This is a genomic window from Streptomyces sp. YKOK-I1, assembly GCF_054660435.1.
On record NZ_BAAGDR010000001.1, the window covers coordinates 4,966,473 to 4,985,764 of the forward strand.

The following is a 19,292-nucleotide window of genomic DNA, read 5'->3' on the forward strand; positions in this document are numbered from 1 at the left end:
CGTCCCCCAGTGTCACCCATCGGACAGCATGATCAGCACGGGGGCTTCAAGGGTCCTGTACCCGGCAAAGTTCGTTACGATATACCCGGCAGGGGTATATGTCCGTAACGGGAGGACGCGATGACGACGACACGGGCCACCGAGCCCACCGACCCGGCACCCGCCGAGGACGTGCCGCACGTCACGCACGGCTACCACAAGCAGAAGGAAGAGCACCTCAAGCGCCTGCGCCGGATCGAGGGCCAGATCCGCGGCCTCCAGCGCATGGTCGACGAGGACACCTACTGCATCGACATACTCACCCAGGTGTCCGCCTCCACCAAGGCCCTGCAGTCCTTCGCCCTGCAGCTCCTGGAGGAACACCTGCGCCACTGCGTCGCCGACGCGGCCCTCAAGGGCGGCGACGAGGTCGACGCGAAGGTGGAGGAGGCGACCAAGGCGATCGGCCGTCTACTGCGGACCTGACGCGGCCGGCGGACCAGACGCGCCGGACGCGGCCCCGCCCCCGTCCGGCTCCTCCCGCACGCGCAGCACCTGGTCGATGCTCTCCAGGCTGAGCCGTTCCTCCCCGGCCGCCGAAGCCGCGATGATCAGCTCCCCGCACAGCTCGATCTCGGCGAGGGCCACGTGGTCCTGAACTGCCGTACCGCCGACCGGAGCCACGCGCATCACCTCGTCTCTGCCGTCACCGGCTTCCTAGAGTAGGGAGCGGTGTACACGGCGCGCATGGCACGGACGGGCTAGTCCTTGCGCGGGCCCGGTGACCTCAGTCCTCCGCGATCCGCCCCGCGAAGATGTCCCGAGCCGCCGGCAGCCGTACGTCGGCGGGGGCCCCGAAGTCGTACAGCAGCGTCGTCGAGGCGACCGCCACGGCCTCCGCCTGCCGCCCGTTGACGAAGCTGAACCGGTGTCTGACCTTCCGGATCCGCCCCGCGTCGTCCAGATACACGTCGAACGGCACCCTGGCCGTGGCGAAGCCCTTCGCCGCCGCCGCCAGCGCCCCCTTGCTCCCCGCCGACGCCCCCTCGGCCGCCACCGCCAGATCCGCGGTCCCGCGGTAGTGCCGCACCGCCGTCCCTGCGACCTCGCTCCGCCCCATGTACGTCGCGGTGCGCGCCCCCCGCAGCACCTCCGCCGCGGCGAACGGATCCGTGGCCCCGCCCGTCACCAGGTTCCCGTCGGACAGCGTCGCCGTCTCCACCCGGACCCATTTGTCGTCCGGCACCCCGGCCCCGCGGTGCTTCATGAACAGCGCCCCCGGCGCGAGCAGTTCGGTGATCGGCCGGTGCTCGCTCGTCCCCGCCGGATCCTGCGGCAGCAGCACCTTCAGCCGCCCCCGCTGCCGGCGGTAGTCGTAGACCCCCTCGCCCCGGATGGTCACCCGCGTCCCGCCGGTGGCCATCTCCATGGACGTACGCGCCTTCGAACTGCCCGTCTCCCGCAGCGTGTCCGCGGCCCCGCGCAGCAGCCGTACCGCGTCACCGCCCCGCGCGTCCACCGCCCCGGCCGCCCCGCCGGCGACCCCACCGGCGGCTCCCGCGCCCGAACACCCGGTCACCCCCGCACACCCCCCGGCCACCAGCCCGGCGGCCACGACCACCGCACCACCCCACCCGCGCCGCCTGTACCACCGCTCCGTCATCGTCTGCCTACCCCCAGCCGGTACGTCCGTCACGGGTCCCCCTGTCGTCCCGCCTAACGACGGTCACGTGCCCCCGTCACGCGCCCCACCCCCCGCGCGACCGCCGAACGGGTCGTTCCGGCCGCCCCGCGCCCGGCATACGTGCCTTTTACGTTTCCTGGGTAACGTTGTCTGCGTGACGCAGCAGGACGGCTCGGCCCCTCCCCGTACCGAGGGGGAACACTCCACCACGACCGTCGAACAGGGCCGGTTCTGTCTGGCCCGGTGCACCTGCGGCTGGCGCGGTCCGGCCCGCAGAGCGAGAAGCCTGGCCCGGTCGGACGCCGAGGGGCACGCCCGCGGCTGACGTCACCGTTCCGTCACCGCCACCGCCCGCGGGAACCCGCACCCCCGGCACCCCGTCTCGCACAATGAGGCCGACAGGCCGCGGGAAGCCGACAGGCCGACGGAAGGCGCAGAACATGGAACGGCGTACGTTCATCGCGGGCGGAACGGCCGCAGTCGCGGCGGTCACGACGGCGGCGTGCAGCACCTCGAAGGGCGGCGGAGCGAGCGCCTCCGCCGGTGGGACCGCCACCGGCCTCACCTCCCTCACCACCACCGCCGGCGCCGGCCCCGCGAACTGGGCGGCGCTCGCCCGCGACCTGGACGGCACCCTGGTCCGCCCCGGCGACGCCTCCTGGACGACGGCCCGGCAGCTGTACAACACCCGCTTCGACAACCTGAAGCCCGCCGCGGTGGCGTACGTCGCCCACGCCGACGACATCCGCACCGTCCTCTCCTACGCCCGCGCGCACCGCACCAAGGTCTCGATCCGCAACGGCGGCCACTCCTACGGCGGCTGGTCCTCCGGCGACGGCCGGCTGATCGTCGACGTCTCGAAGCTGCGGACGGTCCGCGCGAGCGGAAGCTCGGCCGTCGTCGGCGCGGGCGCCAAGCTGATCGACGTCTACCGCGCCCTCGCCGCCAAGGGCGTCACGATCCCGGCCGGCTCCTGCCCGACCGTCGGCGTCTCCGGCCTGGTCCTCGGCGGCGGCCACGGAGTCGTCTCCCGCGCCTACGGCCTGACCTGCGACAGCCTCACGCAGGCCACGATCATCACGGCCGACGGCAAGCAGCTGGTCGCCGACGCCACCCAGAACAAGGACCTGTTCTGGGCCCTGCGCGGCGCGGGCAACGGAAACTTCGGCATCGTCACCGAGCTGCGTTTCAAGACCCACGCCGCCCCGCAGGCCGTGACCGGCTATCTCACCTGGCCCTGGGCGAAGGCGGCCGCGGTGATCAAGGCCTGGCAGGAGTGGGGCCCGTCCCAGCCGGACGAGATCTGGTCCTCCCTGCATCTGGAGAACTCGGCGGGCGGCACCCCCCGGGTCGCCGTCGCCGCCTTCTGCATCGGCACCTACGGCCAGCTCCAGAACGCGGTCGACCGCCTCGCCAACCGGGTGGGCGCCCCCGCGTCCTCGGTGTCCCTGCGCCGCAAGGGCTACGAGGAGGCCATGGAGGCCTATGCGGGCTGCTCCTCCTTCAGCGCCGACGCCCAGTGCCATCTGCCCGGCTCCACCCCGGGCCGCTCCCCGCAGGGCAAGCTGGGCCGGGAGACGTACACGGCCCGCAGCGACTTCTTCGACCGCTCCCTGTCCTCGGCGGGCGTCCAGACCCTGCTGAAGCAGATCACGGCGGTCCAGGGCGGCGCCGGCAGCATCGCCCTCACCGCCCTCGGCGGCGCGATCAACCGCGTCTCTCCCACGGCCACGGCGTTCGTGCACCGCCGCTCGCGCATGCTGGCCCAGTACCTCGTGTCCTGGCGGGCGGGTACGACGGGTTCGACGGCCCAGTCCTGGCTGAACACGGCCCACAAGGCGATGCGGCCGTACGCCTCGGGCGCCGCCTACCAGAACTACGCCGACCCGACCCTGACGGACTGGCGCAAGGCGTACTACGGCGACGCGCTGCCGCGCCTGACCCAGCTGAAGAAGCAGTACGACCCGACGGGCTTCTTCACCTACCCGCAGGCGCTCTGACTCCCAGGCCTCCAAAGGCCTCTCAGGCGGCGAGATCCCGCTCCTCGGCGGCCGCCCCGGAGCGGGCTCCCGGAATGAACGCGTCCCGGGCCCGCTCCCGCGCGCCCCTGCTCCGCACGACCCACCCCGCCCGCGGCGACCGCTCGACGGCCTTCAGCAGCGGGGTGAGCGCCAGCGAGGCGAGCGGCGACAGCAGCAGCGCGACGGCGGTCCCGAGCGCGAACCCGCCCACCACGTCGGTCGGGTAGTGCACGCCCATGTAGACCCGGCAGAACCCTTCGAGCAGCGCGATCGCGATCCCGTAGAGCCCGAACTTCCGATGGGCCACGAACAGTCCGACGGCCATGGCCATGGTCAGCGTCGCGTGATCGCTCACGAACGAGTAGTCGGTCTTCCCGGAGACCAGGACCTCGAGCCCCTGGTGATCGAGGAACGGCCGGGGCCTCTCCACGAATCCCCGTATCGGCACGTTCACCAGCACGGCGACGGCGGCGGCCAGCGGCGCCCACACGAGCGCGGCGACCGACGCCGAGGCCTCCTCGGCCCCCCGCACCGTGCGCCGCCCGCTGGCCCAGCACCACAGAATCAGCAGGACCATGGCGAGGAGCAGTCCGTACTCCCCCACGAACTCGACGATCCGGTCGAACCAGTGGGGGGCGTCCTTGGCGAGACCGTTGATGTCATAGAGCAGGTCGACGTCGGGGTTCGACCCGGAATCGGCGAGTCCAGCCATGGTGCTGCGGCCCCTTCGTCATGTTCTGCCCAGCGCATCTCTCATGCGCACGCCTCAACAGGAACGCACGGCCCCGGTTGATACGTTCCACTCTCCACTGAATGATCACTCAGACGTTATCGAAGAGAGATGCAAAGCCGCAGCTCAGGGGGATTTTCCCGGACTGTCTCAGACGTTCGTCGGGAGCGCTTTCGCGCCATCTTCGGTCACCCGGGTGGCACCAAAGTACTCAGCCGTGTCGATGGGATCAAACCGGATCACGGCCCCCGTGTAGGGCGCGTCGATCATGTACCCGCCGCCGACGTAGATACCCACGTGGTGGATGGCCCGTGAGTTCCCGAGATCGGTCGAGAAGAACACCAGGTCCCCCGGCAGCAGTTCACTGCGCTTGGGGTGCGGCCCGGCGTTGTACTGGTCGTTGGCGACCCGGGGCAGGGTGATCCCGACGCTCTCGTAGGCGGCCTTGGTCAGCCCGGAGCAGTCGAACCGTCCCCCCTGGTCAGCGGTCCCGTTGCCGCCCCACAGATAGGGCGTGCCGAGCTTCTTCTGGGCGAAGTAGATGGCCCCGGCGGCCTGCTCGGAGGGATCGACACGGGAGACGGGCGCGGCGAACGACTCCTCCAGCGTCGTGATCGTCTTCACGTAGTTCCGGGTCTCGCTGTACGGCGGCACACCGCCGTACTTGATGACCGCGTACGCCCCCGCGTTGTAGGCGGCGAGCATGTTCTTCGTGACGTCCCCGGGGACGTCCTTCACGTACGAGGCGAGCTGGCAGTCGTACGAGGCGGCCGACGGAATCGCGTCATTCGGGTCCCATACGTCGCGGTCACCGTCTCCGTCGCCGTCGATGCCGTGCGTGGCCCAGGTCCCCGGGATGAATTGCGCTATCCCCTGCGCGGCGGCGGCGCTCTGCGCGCGCGGGTTGAACCCGCTCTCCTGGTACAACTGCGCGGCGAGCAGCGCGGGATTGATGGCGGAGCAGAGATTGCCCCACTTCTGCACGAGCGCGCTGTAGGCGGCCGGCACGGCCCCCTTGGCCAGCGACTTGGTGCTGCCGCCCACGCCGTTGACCATGTTCCCGGCGACGATGTAGACGCCGACGACGAGCACCATCATGAAGGCGGCACCGGCACCGACTGCAGCGGTCGCCACGATCCATGCCCTACGCACCGTCAACCGCCCCTCGCCGCCCGGGAGTCCACCCCGGCCAGTGTAGGGGCGCCCCCGCCCTTCGTGGTGATCATGCACGGGGTGGTTTCTGCAGGTTCTCCGGGCCCCGGGAGGTTTACGGATCGGCGGCCGCGTCCTCGTAGAGTTCCGCGGCCTCCGCGCCCAGCACCACGCTGTACGAGATGTCCGCCGTCGCCCCGCCCTGTTCATGGCCGCCGAGGACGCCCACGATCCGGTCGTCGCCGTTGACCCAGGGGCTGCCGCTGGTGCCGCCCGTGAAGTCGGGGCAGTCGATGCGCTGTTGGGTGGAGCTGTGGGCGGTGGGGCGGTTGACGCAGCGGACGGGGGTCTCGCGGGAGTCCGGGTAGCCGGTGACGGTCACGGCGGTGGCGCCGGTGGTCGTACGGGTCGCGAGCCGGTTGGCCCCCACGACGTCCTCGATCTCCTTGCCGCCGTCGGCCCGCAGAACCGCGAAGGCGACGTCGCTGTCCTCGTCCTGGCCCTTCGCCCACCCGTCGGGCAGGAAGACACGGGCGACCTTCCAGGTCCCGTACGGCGCCTTGCCGTCCCGGTATCCCGGCACGAAGACGAGGTCGCCGCCCCCGCCGAGGCAGTGCGCGGCCGTGACGAGGAGGTTGCGGTGGGGGGAGTGGACCACGGAGGCCGTACAGAAGTGGGCGCCGGCCAGACGGCCGGCGTCCGCCGCGTCGAACAGCGCGCCGACGCGCGCCGAGTCGGTCGTCGCCGCGGCCACGGTGGTCACCCCCAGGGGGCCCGGCCCACCGTCCGCCGCCGCCTCGGAGGCGGAGGTGACGGCCACGGCGAGCAGCCCGACCGCACCGAGCAGAGCGTTTCGCTTCACCGGCTTCACCGGACCCACTGTGACCCACGAAGGTGAGAGAAGCGTCAGACAATGGAGCGATCACTGGTCCGTACGAGTGACGGGTGACGGGTGACCAGTGACCGGAGGGAAGGAGCCCCCATGACCGCGTCCCCTGACATCCCCGCCGGCCTCACCTGGGTCCGTGCCGCCCCGCCGGAGGCGACCGGGCCCGGTCCCTGGATCGAGATCGCCTTCGGCGAGGGAGCCGGGGACGACGACGGCGAGGCGCCCGTCTACCTCCGGGAGACCAGCGCCCCGGACACCGTGGTCACCACCAACCGCCGCAAGTGGGACGCCTTCGTCCTCGGCGTCCAGGCGGGGGAGTTCGACCACTTCGTGGAGGGCGTCGAGCTCGGCGAATGAGGGGGCGGGGCGTTGTCAGTGGGGTGCCGTACGGTTCAGGACATGACCCGAACCGCCCGCCTGGTCGCCACGCTCGACGCGCCGCTCCCCGACCCCGACGCCGCCCCCGCGACGCTCCTCCGGCTGCGCGACGGGCGTACGGCGCTCATGCAGCGCGACGACGACGAGGTGGTCGTACAGCCCCTGGACGACGCCTTCCGACCGGTGGCGCGGATACGGTTCCCGGCTCCGTGGACCCACCGCTTCGGCACCTGCGCCGTCTCCCCCGACGCCGACGTCGTCGTCTTCGCGGGCACGCACGCCCTGCGCGCGGTGGACCCGAGCGGTGCCACGCTCTGGGAGATACGGCACGGCTGCTGGGGCTGCCCCGCGTCGCACGGCTCCTTCGAGGAGTACGCGACCGACGGCGGGCACCGGTACCCCGAGGGCGGTTCCGCCGGCTTCTCCGTGGACGGCTCGCTGCTGTGGGCCCACATACGCGGCCCGCTCGCCGAGGGCGGCGAGCTGGACTCACAGCCTGTGGACGAGTGGCTGCTGCTCACCCCCGAGGACGGCCGGGTGCTGGCCCGGGTCGACGCGCGGGCGGCCGCCGCCGGCAGCGACCACGTCCCGCACCCGGACCCGCGCCGGATGGGCCTGAGCATCGGCGAGGGCCAGGACGGCGCACCGATGCGCTGGGGCCGCTGGGACGGCGAGCGGCTGACGGTGGAGTACTTCGAGGGACAGGACCTGGCCCTGCTGGACGTGAGCCCGTCCGGGGCGCACTTCATGACCGTCTCGCACGACCAGGACAGGCTCGCGCTGTACGACACGTCGTCCGGGGCCCCGGTCGCGGAGTGGGACGTGGAGGAGTGCGTGCCCCGGCACCCGGACGCCGATCCGGGGAACGACGAGGTGTGGCCCGCCTGGGACTGGGCCGGCGGTTTCGTCGACGACGCGACGATGGTCGCCGGGACCGTGTGGCAGGACGAGGAGTGGGGCGAGGGCCGGCACTGGCTGGTGGCACGGGACGCGCCCCGGCCCGAGCCGCTCGTCTACCCGGGCCCGGTCACCAGCTCCCCGGCCGCGCTGGGCGCCGGCCACTGGTACACGCACAGCGAGGACCACCGCACCGTCTCGGTGTGGACGCTCGGCCCACGCTGAGCGCCCACGCTGAGCGCCCGCACCGAGCCCCGCCGGGCCTGAGGCGCTCACGCCACCCCGACCCCCGACCGCACCCCGGTCAGCTCCTCCGACAGCGTCCACAGCCGGCGCGCCGCCTCCGCGTCGCTCGCCGCGGCCGAGCGTCCCACCAGCGTGGGCGCCCCGCGCATCTCGCCCGGCCCGTCCGGCCCGACGTAGCTCGCCCCGGGCAGGTCCTGGGTCGCGGCGTACAGGGTGGGCAGCGCGCCCGCGCGGTCGTCCTGGGCGAACAGGACGTTGCCCACGCGCATGAGGACCCGGGCGAGCGGACTGGCCGCGTGGCTCTGGAGATTGGTCGCGGAGTATCCGGGGTGCGCGGCCAGGGCCCGTACGGACGAGCCGGACCCGGCGAGCCGACGCTGGAGCTCCAGTGTGAACAACAGGTTCGCCAGCTTGGACCGGGCGTAGGCGCGCTGCGGCGTGTAACGCGCGGTGAGGTTCGGATCGTCGAAGTCGATCACCGCGCCGCCCCACCGGTGCGCGCCCGAGGAGACCGTGACGACCCGGTCGGTGACGGCCGGCAGCAGCAGGTTGGTGAGGGCGAAGTGGCCCAGGTGGTTCGTGCCGAACTGGCGCTCGAAGCCGTCCGCGGTCGACTCCCGGGGCACCATCATCACCCCGGCGTTGTTGATCAGCGTGTGCAGCGGGGCCCCGGCCCAGTCCGCCGCGAACTCCCGCACGGACGACAGGTCCGCCAGGTCGAGGCGCCTGACCTCCGTACTGCCCGGGATCCGCGCCGCGGCGGCCCGCCCGCGCTCCGGGTCCCGTACGGCGAGGACGACGTGCGCCCCCGCCTTCGCCAGTGCGTCGGCGGCGGTGAACCCGATGCCGCTGTTGGCCCCCGTGATGATCACCGTGCGCCCCGTGGCGTCGGGTATGTCCGCGGAACTCCATGCCTTCTTCTTCTCAGCCATGATGCCAATGTAGACGCCGACAACAAAGAGGGCAATGACAACAATGATGACGCCGCCTACATCGGGATATGATGCCCCCATGCCGCCGTCGCCGTCCCTCGAGAACCGCCCCTACCACCACGGCGACCTCCGCTCCGCCCTCCTCGCCACCGCCGAGCGCACCCTGCGCGACAAGGGCGCCACCGCCCTCTCCCTGCGCGAACTGGCCCGCGAGATCGGCGTGAGCCATGCCGCGCCCGGCCGGCACTTCAAGGACAAGCAGTCCCTGCTCGACGCCCTCGCGCTCACCGGCTTCGACCGCCTGGCCGAGGCCCTCGAGGCCGCCGACGACCCGGCCCTCGCCCTGGAACCCCGGCTCACCACGCTCGCCCGCGCCTACCTGGGCTTCGCCCTCGACAACGCCGCACTGCTGGAGCTGATGTACGCCCGCAAGCACGCCCCCGCCACCCCGGACACCGCCCAGGGGATGGCCGCCGCGATGGACCGCACGATCGGCGCGCTGGAGCGGCTGATCGCCGACGGACAGCGGCGCGGCGAGATCGTCGAGGGCGAACCGGCCCGGCTGACCCTGTTCCTGGGCTCCACCCTGCACGGGTACGCCTCGTTCGCGGCGAACGAGATGCTCACCCCCGAGGCCGTCCTCGCGGGCGTCGCCGATCTGGTCCACCACACCCTGCACGGCCTGATCCGCCACTGACCGCCCGGCCCACACCCCCTGTGCCCCGTCTGTGAGCAGGGTCAAGGACCGGCCACCCCTCACCCATCCGCCCACCATCGACGGGCAATCCCCCCATCCCCCCGGGTAAGGCGGAAGTCAGAACTCCGCAACCCTCCTTGTTGTCGCGTACTCAACAAGCGCACAGTCGTCGCGGGCCGCCGCCCGCCGCCGGGGACCACGCACCGGCGGCAACGCATCACCCCCACCCGCACCGCCCCTGTCACCCACCTCAGGAGCTGTCCGTTGCGTACGACGACTTCCCCCAACCCCCCTGCCGCCCCCGGCAGATGGCGCCGCGTCGGCGCCTCCCTCCTCGGCACCGCGGCCCTCGTGCTCGCCGGCCTCGGCACCGCGGCCCACGCGAACGCGGCCCCCACCGCCACGCCCTCGAAGGTCACCTGGGCGGCCACCCCCTGCGCCACCCCCAGGCACACGGGCGAACTCGCCTGCGACTCCTTCCGCGTCACCGGCGGCACCACCGCCTTCCAGAAGGCGCAGGCCCGGCGGACCGGCGACACCGCACAGGTCACCCCCAAGGCCGCCGCCGCCAGCCCCACCGGCTACGGCCCCTCCGACCTCCAGGACGCCTACGGCCTCACGGACGCCGCCGCCGACAACGGCTCCGGCGAGACCATCGCGATCGTCGACGCCTACGACGACCCCAACGCCGAGGCCGACCTCGCGAAGTACCGCTCCTACTACGGCCTCTCCGCCTGCACCACCGCCAACGGCTGCTTCAAGAAGGTCAGCCAGACCGGCTCCACCACCTCCCTCCCCTCCGCCGACAGCGGCTGGGCCGAGGAGGAGTCCCTCGACCTCGACATGGCCAGCGCGGTCTGCCCGAACTGCAACATCCTGCTCGTCGAGGCCAAGTCCGCCACCATGGCCAACCTCGGCACCGCGGTGAACCGGGCCGTCACCCTCGGCGCGAAGTACGTCTCCAACAGCTACGGCGGCTCCGAGTCCTCCTCGGACACCTCCTACGACTCCTCGTACTTCAACCACGCGGGCGTCGCCATCACCGTCAGCGCCGGCGACGAGGGCTACGGCGCCGAATACCCCGCCGCGTCCAAGTACGTCACCTCGGTGGGCGGCACCGCCCTCTCGTCCTCCTCCACCACCCGCGGCTGGACCGAGAAGGTCTGGAACACCAGCTCCACCGAGGGCACCGGCTCCGGCTGCTCCTCCTACGACGCCAAGCCCAGCTGGCAGACCGACACCGGCTGCTCCAAGCGCACCATCTCCGACGTCTCCGCGGTCGCCGACCCCGCCACCGGCGTCTCGGTCTACGACTCCTACGGCGTCACCGCCGGCTGGTACACCTTCGGCGGCACCAGCGCCTCCGCGCCCATCATCGCCGCGGTCTACGCCCTCGCCGGCACCCCCGGCAGCAGCGACTACCCGGCCTCCTACCCCTACGCCTACCTCGGCACCTCGTCCCTGAACGACGTCACCAGCGGCAGCAACGGCACCTGCTCCTCCAGCGCGAGCTACCTGTGCACCGCCAAGTCGGGCTACGACGGCCCCACCGGCGTGGGCACCCCGGAGGGCATCGACGCCTTCACCGGCTGACATCCCCTCACCACCCCGAAGGACAGCCGCAGTGGACCGTGGGGGCCACAGTGGCAAGGGCGAACGGGCCGCGGCATCCAGCCGCGGCCCGTTCGCCATGCGTTCCAGCCGGACATGAGACCATCGAAACGTGCACTCACCCGACCAGCCGTCAGAAACGGCACGGAGCCGTGAAGTGGGTCAACGACGGAACCACACCCAGGTTCCGTTCCGGCCTCATTGCCCGGCGTGACCTGCCGTGATACACAGAGTGACCGTACCAACCATTCATACGAATCCCACCCGTCAATGACGCCAAGTCGACATACGGCGGCGACATCGTCGGCGACAATGAGGCCTGACCTCTGCACTCCGCAGGGGGCAGGCGGAACTACCCACCAGGGGCGGTGACTTACATGCTGTTCGCGGCCGACAAGGGCGACATCAACACCATCATCGGCGGAATCGCTCCGGACTGGGGGCCCTTCGGCAGCCTGGGCAACGAGGCGAAGGTGATGATCGAGGTCGTGATGGCGGTGGCCATCCTCCTCTGCCTCGGCATCGCCGTCTGGGGTGCGGCCAAACAGCGCATCGGCGCCACGGCCCTGAGGGACACCTTCAGTGCGGAACAGGGCAAGGGCCTCATCATCGCCGGACTCACGGGCGTCTTCATCATCGGCTCCCTCGGCACACTGTTCACGATCGTGTACGGCATGGCCGTATAGCCGCCCGCCGACGCCCCTCCTCCCCCACCCACCCGTCGTGCCCACCGGCTGAGGTTGCGTTTCCCTGATGTCGAGTCACCACACCGCGCCCGCGCGGGAACCAGCACGGCTACCGTCGTACTTCTACGCTTTTCAGTACGGCAACGAGGGGGCGAACGCGGCATGACTCCCGGCGACGAACACGACTACGGCGAGCCCACGGGCACCCGCGTCCGCCTGCCCGAGGCCGACCCCTACGGCGGCGCCCGCCGCCCCGCCCGCTCCTCCTCCCGCAGCCTGGTCACGGTGGTCGGCGTCGTCGTCCTCCTCATCGCGGCCATCGCCTTCGCGAATCGAGGCGGCGACAACTCCACCGAGTCGGAAGCCACCCCCGACACGAACAAGCCGAAGACGACGTCGACGGCAGCGAGCGGGACGAAGCCGGTGGACACGAAGACGGGCGGAATCCCCTCGGGCTTCGCCCACACCGAGCAGGGCGCCCAGTCCGCCGGCGCCAACTACGCGGTGGCCCTGGGCTCGACCGGCATGTTCCAGAAAGACAGCAGACACACCCTCGTCGACACCGTCTACACCAAGGCCGCCGCGGCCAAGCTGCAGAGCGCCATGGACCAGGCCTACTCGGCGGACTTCCTCGCCAAGATGGGCCTCGACGCGAACGGCAACACCCCCGAGGGCAACACCTTCGTCTCCCGCGTGGTCCCCGTCGGCACGACGGTCCAGAACTACTCGGACACCACCACCCAGGTCGCCGTCTGGTACCTGGGCCTCATCGGCATGTCCGGAACGGACTCGACCGACCCCGTCACCTCGTCCTGGAAGACCTGGACCTTCGACCTGACCTGGACCGACGGAGACTGGAAGATCAGCACCGACAGCCAGAAGGACGGCCCCGCGCCGGTCCCCGGCGACGACCAGGCCGCCGCCTCCGACGAGATCAGCAAGGCCATCGAGGAGTACGGAGGGTTCACTTATGCCCGGTAACCCGCACCGCCTGCTCAGGCTCGCCGGAGTCGTGACAGCCGTTCAGACGAGCGCCGTCCTGCTGGCCGGCCGCGCCTTCGCGGCCCCGACACCCGACCCCTCACCCAGCCCGTCGGGCTCGGCGTCCCCCTCGCCCAGCGGCTCCCTCGACTGCAGCCTCATCTCCGGCGAAGCCAAGAAGTACTGCGAACGCGGCAACAACTCCACCGGCAGCACCGCCACCAACCCCGGCGTCTCCGACACCCTCGACCCCCTCTCCTCCCTCGCCAAGGGCTGTGCCGACGCCGCCTCCTGGACCGTCGACAAGCTCAGCGAAGCCGTGAAGGAGACCGCCAACGTCGACTTCACCAACACCAGGTTCCTCCAGCAGTACGCCGTCGTCTTCGCCGCCTCCACCGTCCTCACCCTCGTCCTGTGGCTCCTGGCCGTCGCCAAGCGAGCCGTCCGGGGCGTCCCCCTCACCACCGCCATCGGCGAAGCCGTCGGCTTCCTCTGGCTCACCGTCCTCGCCTCCGCCTTCACCCCCCTGATCCTCTACACCGTCGTCTCGGCCACGGACGGCATCACCGAAGTCCTCGCCAAGACCACCGGCGACCAGACCGACACCTTCTTCGGCACCTTCTCCGCCGCCCTCGCCAAGGGCGAAAACATCGGCGGCGGCCCGATCATGCTGATCGTCGTCTCCCTCGTCTCCATCCTCGCCGCCGGCGTCCTCTGGCTGGAGCTCGTCATCCGGGCCGCCCTCCTCTACGTCGGCGCCCTCCTCGGCACCGTCGTCTACGCCGGCCTCGTCGACAAGAACCTGTGGAGCCACGTCCGCCGCTGGGCCGGCATCATGATCGCCGTCATCCTGGTCAAACCGGTCATCGTGATCGTCCTCGGCCTCGCCGGCGCCCTCTCCGCCGACGACGGCCCCGACGCCTTCTCCGCCGTCGTCTCCGGCCTCGCCATCATCCTGCTCGCCATCTTCGCCAGCGCGATGATCTACCGCTTCGTCCCCGGCTTCGGCGACGAGATCGCGAACTCCCGCAGCAACCGCATCATGCAGGGCGCCGAAGGCAAGGCCGCCGCCGTCATCAGCTCCCCCGCGACCCTCGTCGCCCAGGGCATCAAGACCCACAGCACCCGCGCCGACAACAACGGCGGAGGCGGCCAGTCCTCCTCCGGCCCCCGCCCCTCGAACCCCGCCTCGGGCGGCGTCGCCGCCCACAGCTCGCGCCCCTCGAACGGAGGCGGCGGATCTGTCCCCTCCGCCGCACCCGCACCCCGCTCCAGCAGCGCGGTGAACAGCCCGCACACAAGCAACACCCGCAACAACCGCACGGGAGGTGAAGGGCGTTGACGACGGATTCCCACCTGGCCCACGTGTCCCACGTGGTCTCGCCCCGCCGCACATATCTCATCGGCCGCGCCCGGCCGAACGCCATCGTCGGCCGCAACCGCGAAACCGGCGAGATCGCGCTCATCGTCGTCGGCGCGTTCCTCGGCATGATGTGCGGACTCCTCGTCCCCCTCCTCCCCCTGCGCATCGTGCTGCTCGCCGGCTTCCCGATGATCGCGCTCGCCGCGGTCTACGTGCCGTACAAGCACCGCACGTTCTACAAGTGGTTCGAGATCAACCGCAGCTACAAGCGCACCCTCCGCCAGGGCACGACCTACCGCTCCGGCGCCATGGAGGCCGGCACCCGCATCGACGGCCAGGAGGTCGAGGTAGGCCCGCCCCCGGGCATCGGCCGCATCAGCTGGCTCGCCGCCCCCTTCGGCCCCGACGAGATCGCCGTACTCCTGCACGCGGACCGCCGCACCGTCACCGCCGCCATCGAGATCGAGGGCCCCGGCGTCGGCCTGCGCGACAGCGAGGACCAGGAAGCCCTCGTCGACCGCTTCGGCACCCTCCTCAAGCACGTGGCCAACGGCGACGGCTTCGTCACCCGCCTCCAGATGCTCGCCCGCACCCTCCCCGCCGACCCCGACGCCCACGCCAAGGACGTCGCCCAGCGCGGCGACGGCAGGGCACCGGGCTGGCTGGCCCAGTCCTACGACCAGCTCCAGTCCATGGTCTCCACCAGCAGCGAGCAGCACCGCGCCTACCTCGTCGCCTGTATGCACTACACCCGCGAGCTGGCCGCCGAGGCGCACGCCATGGCCCGCGCCGCCCGCCCCCAGTCCGGCCGCAAGCTGGACCGCGACGCCGGCCTCGCCGTCGTCATGGCCCGCGAGCTGACCGACATCTGCTCCCGCCTCCAGGAGGCGGACATCCGCGTCCGCCAGCCCCTGGGCCAGGGCCGGCTGTCCTCGCTGGTCCACTCCATGTACGACCCGGACCACCCCATCGACCACATCCAGGCGATGACCCGGCGCAACGCCTGGCCGGCCGAGCTGGACGCCATGGAGCCCACGTTCCTCCAGGCCAAGACCCGCGAGTCGACCACCCGCGCCCCCTGGTGCCACGCCACCGCCTGGGTGAAGGAATGGCCGATGACCCCCGTGGGCGTCAACTTCCTCGCACCGCTCCTGGTCCACACCCCGGACGTCATCCGCACCGTCGCCGTCACGATGGACCTCGAACCCACCGAGATCGCCATCGAGCGCATGCTCACCGAGAAGACCAACGACGAGGCCGAGGCCAGCCGCGCCGCCAAGATGAACCGCACCGTCGACCCCCGTGACGTCGCCGCCCACTCCCGCCTCGACCAGCGGGGCGAGGACCTGGCCTCCGGCGCCGCCGGCGTCAACCTGGTCGGCTACATCACCGTCTCCTCCCGGACCCCCGAGGCCCTGGCCCGCGACAAGCGCACCATAAGGGCGTCCGCAGGCAAGTCGTACCTGAAGCTGGAGTGGTGCGACCGCGAGCACCACCGCGCGTTCGTGAACACGCTCCCGTTCGCCACCGGCATCCGAAGGTAGGGGCTTCACATGCGGGACCCGCTGTCCGTCCTCACCGACGCCTTCACGTCCTTCCTCTTCGGCAAGGTCGAGACCACCCGCCTGCCTGTCCGCACCTCCACCGGCCAGGCCCAGGCGGTCTACCTCCCCACGGCCGCCCCCGGCCTCGGCGACTCCGGCGTCATCATCGGCCGCGAGGTCTACTCCGGGAAGGGCTACATCTACGACCCCTTCCAGCTGTACGGCCAGCAGCTCCCCGCTCCGCACTGGCTGGTCCTCGGCGAGTCCGGCAACGGCAAGTCGGCGCTGGAGAAGACCTACGTCCTGCGCCAGCTCCGCTTCCGCGACCGCCAGGTCGTCGTCCTGGACGCCCAGGGCGAGGACGGCGTCGGCGAATGGAACCTCATCGCCCAGGCCCTCGGCATAACCCCCATCCGCCTGGACCCGATGGCCGCCCTGAACGACGGCATCCGGCTCAACCCCCTCGACCCCTCGATCACGACGACGGGCCAGCTGGCGCTGCTCCGCACGATCATCGAGGTGGCGATGGGCCACGGCCTGGACGAACGCTCCGGCTTCGCCCTCAAGGTCGCCCACGCCTACGTCAACGAGACCATCGTCGAACGCCAGCCGGTCCTCACCGACATCGTCGAACAGCTCCGCCACCCCGAACCGGAATCGGCGGAGGCGATGAACGTCGCCATAGACGACGTCCGCGCCTGGGGCCTGGACGTCGCCCTGGTCCTGGACCGCCTGGTCGACGGCGACCTGCGCGGCATGTTCGACGGCCCGACGACGGTGGGCATCGACCTGGACGCCCCCCTGATCGTCTTCGACCTCTCGCACATCGACCGCAACTCCATCGCCATGCCGATCCTGATGGCGATCGTCGGCGTCTGGCTGGAACACACCTGGATCCGCCCCGACCGGAAGAAGCGCATCTTCCTGGTCGAGGAGGCCTGGCACATCATCAACAGCCCCTTCGTGGCCCAGCTCTTCCAGCGCCTGCTGAAGTTCGGCCGCCGACTCGGCCTGTCCTTCGTCGCGGTGGTCCACCATCTGTCCGACGTGGTGGACGGCGCGGCGGCGAAAGAAGCCGCGGCGATCCTCAAGATGGCCTCGACCAGGACGATCTACGCCCAGAAGGCGGACGAGGCGAGGGCCACCGGCCGCGTCCTGGGCCTCCCCCGCTGGGCGGTGGAGATCATCCCCACCCTCACCCCCGGTATCGCGGTCTGGGACGTCAACGGCAACGTCCAGGTGGTCAAACACCTGGTCACCGAGACGGAACGCCCCCTGGTCTTCACCGACCGGGCGATGACCGAGTCCTCCACCGACCATCTGACCTCCGAGGACGCCCTGCACGCCGCCGAACTCGAACAGGAACGGCGGGCGGCGGCCTTCATGGAACAGCACCTGGCCGACTTGGACGACTCGTCCGAGTCGACGGTGGCCTAGCGGCAGGGGGTTGCCATGAGACCCGGTGACGAGCGCGCCCCCGGCCGCGAAGGCGGCCAGGCCGGCGGCATCCCCGACGGCCTCCTGGTGGGCCTGCTGGCCTTCCTCCTCGGCATGACCCTCCTGGTCTGGACGGCCACGGGCCTCGCCGCCCTCTTCACCCACGGCTCCTGGCCCGACGGCGTCACCTTCACCCGCACCCCCCTGGCCATGCGCCACCTCATCGCCCAGCCCCACGACATCCCCGGCGCCTGGCCCGACGCGACCCCCACCGCCCTCTCCGGCTACGGCCTCTTCTGGGGCCTCTTCATCGGCCAGCTGATGATCCTCTTCGTCCTCACGGTGTTCGCCATAGGGACGGTGGCGAGGTGGCGGGCCGTGCGAGCCCGGAGAAGGGCGAGACCCGAACCGGTGCCACAGCCGTACGAGGTACCGACCCCCAGAGCCGAACAGGAACCGCAGAGCGAACCTGCTCCTGCCGAGGAACGTGAGCCGGATCCTGGCTTGCTCACTTCTCTGTCCGAGGGTGAACAGGCGGGCAGATGGGAGAGCACCCGCGCCGAAGGCGCGGTCCGCTACGCCCCACCGGACATCCGCAAGGCCACCGCCGCCCAGGCCCTCCGCGACGCCGAGGCCGCAGCCCTCGTCCTCACCTCCAACCCCGCCCTCTGGCAGGAGACCAAGGACGCCAGGGCCAAACTGGGCCCGGTCCACCTCTACGACCCCACCCACCTCTGCGACACCCCCGCCCGCCTCCACTGGTCACCCACCGCCGGCTGCGAGGACAAGGCGACAGCGGCCCACCGAGCCACCGCCCTCCTCGCCCCCGTACGCCCCACGGCTCGCCTCGACCAAGCAGTCACCGACACCGCCGAAACCCTCCTCCGCAGCTACCTCCACGCCGCCGCCATCGACGGCCGCACCATCCGCCATGTCCATCGCTGGTCCCAGGGCACCGGTATCCAGGACGCGGTCCGCACCCTCCGCACCAACCCGAAGGCCGCCCCCGGCTCCGCCGGCGAACTGGAGGCCGCCCTCACCGCCCACCCCGAGCGCCGCGACATCGCCCAGGAACTCACCTCCCGCGCGCTCTCCGCCCTCTCCACGATCAACATCCGCGAGGCATGCACTCCCAACCGAAGTGATGCCCTCGCCTTGGATTCCTTCGTGGACGAAGGGGGAACGCTTTACGTGGTCGGCGAATCCCTCGAGGACCCCAGGACAAACCCAGGCGCCATGCCTCTCCTCACGGCCCTCGTCTCCAGCGTGGTCGAGCGCGGCCGGCGCATGGCCGAACGGTCATCCTCCGGTCGCCTCGACCCACCACTGACCCTGATCCTGGACGACATCGCCGCTGTAGCACCTCTCCCCCAACTCCCGGACCTCCTGGCAACCGGAGCGGACCGCGGCCTGCCCACCCTGGCTCTCCTGCGCTCCCGCGAACAGGCCAGGGCCCGCTGGCCCCACCACGAACTACCGGTCTGAGGGATTTCTACCCCCGCTCGCGCACAAACTCGATCTCGACCTCCCCCGAGAAGTCCCCGAATCCCTCCCCTACGGGTACCGTCACCCCGCTCGGCGCGAACCCCACCTTCCGATAGGCCTGCTGCGCCCGAAGGTTCTTCTGGTGCACCAGCAACCGCACCCGCTCCACTCCGGCCCCCCAGGCCCACTCCACCCCGGCCTCGAACAACTCCCGGGTCATCCCACCCCCACGCCACTCGGGCCGTACGTACACGCCCACCACATGCCCCTGCCGCCGCTCGACGGGCAGCCCGGCCCAGTCGACGCTCCCGGCCTCCTCCACGAGCACGGTGACGGTCCCGACCCATTCCCCGCCGGCCGCCTCGGCGACGAACTGCCGCACCGCGCCGGCCTCTCCCCCGGCCCCCAGGGCCCGCTCCTGCCAGAAGGAGTCCGGCCGCGCCACGGCATCCTCGTAGGTCTCGAGAAAGGCGATCGCCGCAACGGAATCCTGGAGCGCCTCCAGACGCAACGCCTTGACCGGACGCCACTCGTCGGCCTGTATACCGCGCACCACAAAATCATTCATGCGGGTCACGGT

The 19,292-nt window shown here is 71.3% G+C and carries 20 protein-coding genes; 13 read left to right on the forward strand and 7 right to left on the reverse strand.

What is annotated here, in order from left to right:
- The first annotated feature begins 120 nt into the window (after positions 1-120).
- Positions 121-465: a metal-sensitive transcriptional regulator gene (locus tag ACYQ8Q_RS21885; RefSeq protein ID WP_460067261.1), complete on the forward strand. Its 345-nt coding sequence runs from the start codon at positions 121-123 to the stop codon at positions 463-465.
- On the opposite strand, the gene ACYQ8Q_RS21890 is transcribed toward ACYQ8Q_RS21885, so the two are convergent.
- The gene (locus tag ACYQ8Q_RS21890; protein ID WP_460067263.1) at positions 451-669 is read right to left on the reverse strand and encodes a hypothetical protein; all 219 of its coding nucleotides are present in this window, start codon (positions 667-669) and stop codon (positions 451-453) included. The genes ACYQ8Q_RS21885 and ACYQ8Q_RS21890 overlap by 15 nt on opposite strands.
- Before the next feature lie 97 nt (positions 670-766).
- Positions 767-1,642 carry a hypothetical protein gene (locus ACYQ8Q_RS21895; RefSeq protein ID WP_460067264.1) on the reverse strand — a complete coding sequence of 292 codons (876 nt, stop codon included), beginning with the start codon at positions 1,640-1,642 and terminating at the stop codon, positions 767-769.
- 175 nt (positions 1,643-1,817) lie between these two features.
- Here ACYQ8Q_RS21895 and ACYQ8Q_RS21900 point away from each other — a divergent pair, with 175 nt between their 5' ends.
- Positions 1,818-1,988 carry a hypothetical protein gene (locus ACYQ8Q_RS21900; RefSeq protein WP_460067265.1) on the forward strand — a complete coding sequence of 57 codons (171 nt, stop codon included), beginning with the start codon at positions 1,818-1,820 and terminating at the stop codon, positions 1,986-1,988.
- A 115-nt stretch (positions 1,989-2,103) separates the two neighbouring features.
- Positions 2,104-3,663, forward strand: coding sequence for an FAD-binding oxidoreductase (locus tag ACYQ8Q_RS21905; RefSeq protein WP_460067267.1), 1,560 nt, complete (start codon positions 2,104-2,106; stop codon positions 3,661-3,663).
- Between the two features lie 22 nt (positions 3,664-3,685).
- On the opposite strand, the gene ACYQ8Q_RS21910 is transcribed toward ACYQ8Q_RS21905, so the two are convergent.
- From ACYQ8Q_RS21910 to ACYQ8Q_RS21920, 3 genes are all read right to left on the reverse strand, one after another.
- Positions 3,686-4,396, reverse strand: coding sequence for a phosphatase PAP2 family protein (locus ACYQ8Q_RS21910; protein ID WP_460067269.1), 711 nt, complete (start codon positions 4,394-4,396; stop codon positions 3,686-3,688).
- 168 nt (positions 4,397-4,564) lie between these two features.
- Positions 4,565-5,572, reverse strand: coding sequence for a C40 family peptidase (locus ACYQ8Q_RS21915; RefSeq protein WP_460067270.1), 1,008 nt, complete (start codon positions 5,570-5,572; stop codon positions 4,565-4,567).
- Between the two features lie 109 nt (positions 5,573-5,681).
- The gene (locus tag ACYQ8Q_RS21920; RefSeq protein ID WP_460067271.1) at positions 5,682-6,428 is read right to left on the reverse strand and encodes a trypsin-like serine peptidase; all 747 of its coding nucleotides are present in this window, start codon (positions 6,426-6,428) and stop codon (positions 5,682-5,684) included.
- 120 nt (positions 6,429-6,548) lie between these two features.
- Here ACYQ8Q_RS21920 and ACYQ8Q_RS21925 point away from each other — a divergent pair, with 120 nt between their 5' ends.
- Positions 6,549-6,812, forward strand: coding sequence for a DUF397 domain-containing protein (locus tag ACYQ8Q_RS21925; RefSeq protein ID WP_460067273.1), 264 nt, complete (start codon positions 6,549-6,551; stop codon positions 6,810-6,812).
- A 42-nt stretch (positions 6,813-6,854) separates the two neighbouring features.
- Positions 6,855-7,955 carry a hypothetical protein gene (locus ACYQ8Q_RS21930; RefSeq protein ID WP_460067275.1) on the forward strand — a complete coding sequence of 367 codons (1,101 nt, stop codon included), beginning with the start codon at positions 6,855-6,857 and terminating at the stop codon, positions 7,953-7,955.
- A gap of 47 nt (positions 7,956-8,002) precedes the next feature.
- Here ACYQ8Q_RS21930 and ACYQ8Q_RS21935 read toward each other — a convergent pair whose 3' ends face one another.
- Positions 8,003-8,908 (reverse strand): oxidoreductase, encoded by a 906-nt coding sequence (locus ACYQ8Q_RS21935; protein WP_460067276.1) that lies wholly within the window; start codon positions 8,906-8,908, stop codon positions 8,003-8,005.
- A 79-nt stretch (positions 8,909-8,987) separates the two neighbouring features.
- Between ACYQ8Q_RS21935 and ACYQ8Q_RS21940 the strand changes: the two genes are divergently transcribed.
- The 8 genes from ACYQ8Q_RS21940 to ACYQ8Q_RS21975 all read left to right on the forward strand — a co-directional run bounded on the left by ACYQ8Q_RS21940 (position 8,988) and on the right by ACYQ8Q_RS21975 (position 18,712).
- Positions 8,988-9,605 carry a TetR/AcrR family transcriptional regulator gene (locus tag ACYQ8Q_RS21940; protein WP_460067278.1) on the forward strand — a complete coding sequence of 206 codons (618 nt, stop codon included), beginning with the start codon at positions 8,988-8,990 and terminating at the stop codon, positions 9,603-9,605.
- Between the two features lie 264 nt (positions 9,606-9,869).
- Positions 9,870-11,198, forward strand: coding sequence for a S53 family peptidase (locus tag ACYQ8Q_RS21945; protein ID WP_460067279.1), 1,329 nt, complete (start codon positions 9,870-9,872; stop codon positions 11,196-11,198).
- Between the two features lie 395 nt (positions 11,199-11,593).
- On the forward strand, positions 11,594-11,902 hold the full coding sequence (locus ACYQ8Q_RS21950) for a hypothetical protein (RefSeq protein WP_014673544.1): 309 nt from the start codon (positions 11,594-11,596) through the stop codon (positions 11,900-11,902).
- 162 nt (positions 11,903-12,064) lie between these two features.
- The gene (locus tag ACYQ8Q_RS21955) at positions 12,065-12,883 is read left to right on the forward strand and encodes a hypothetical protein (protein WP_460067280.1); all 819 of its coding nucleotides are present in this window, start codon (positions 12,065-12,067) and stop codon (positions 12,881-12,883) included.
- Positions 12,873-14,225, forward strand: a complete 1,353-nt coding sequence (locus ACYQ8Q_RS21960) for a hypothetical protein (protein WP_460067281.1) — start codon at positions 12,873-12,875, stop codon at positions 14,223-14,225. The genes ACYQ8Q_RS21955 and ACYQ8Q_RS21960 overlap by 11 nt, the downstream gene beginning before the upstream one ends.
- Positions 14,222-15,790 (forward strand): SCO6880 family protein, encoded by a 1,569-nt coding sequence (locus ACYQ8Q_RS21965; protein WP_460067282.1) that lies wholly within the window; start codon positions 14,222-14,224, stop codon positions 15,788-15,790. The genes ACYQ8Q_RS21960 and ACYQ8Q_RS21965 overlap by 4 nt, the downstream gene beginning before the upstream one ends.
- A gap of 9 nt (positions 15,791-15,799) precedes the next feature.
- A complete protein-coding gene (locus tag ACYQ8Q_RS21970) occupies positions 15,800-17,227 on the forward strand; it encodes an ATP-binding protein (protein ID WP_460067284.1) in 1,428 nt (475 codons plus the stop codon).
- Between the two features lie 15 nt (positions 17,228-17,242).
- Positions 17,243-18,712 (forward strand): type IV secretory system conjugative DNA transfer family protein, encoded by a 1,470-nt coding sequence (locus ACYQ8Q_RS21975; RefSeq protein WP_460067286.1) that lies wholly within the window; start codon positions 17,243-17,245, stop codon positions 18,710-18,712.
- 7 nt (positions 18,713-18,719) lie between these two features.
- Here the strand turns inward: ACYQ8Q_RS21975 and ACYQ8Q_RS21980 are convergent, their stop codons facing one another.
- The gene (locus tag ACYQ8Q_RS21980; protein WP_460067288.1) at positions 18,720-19,280 is read right to left on the reverse strand and encodes a GNAT family N-acetyltransferase; all 561 of its coding nucleotides are present in this window, start codon (positions 19,278-19,280) and stop codon (positions 18,720-18,722) included.
- Positions 19,281-19,292 lie beyond the last annotated feature (12 nt).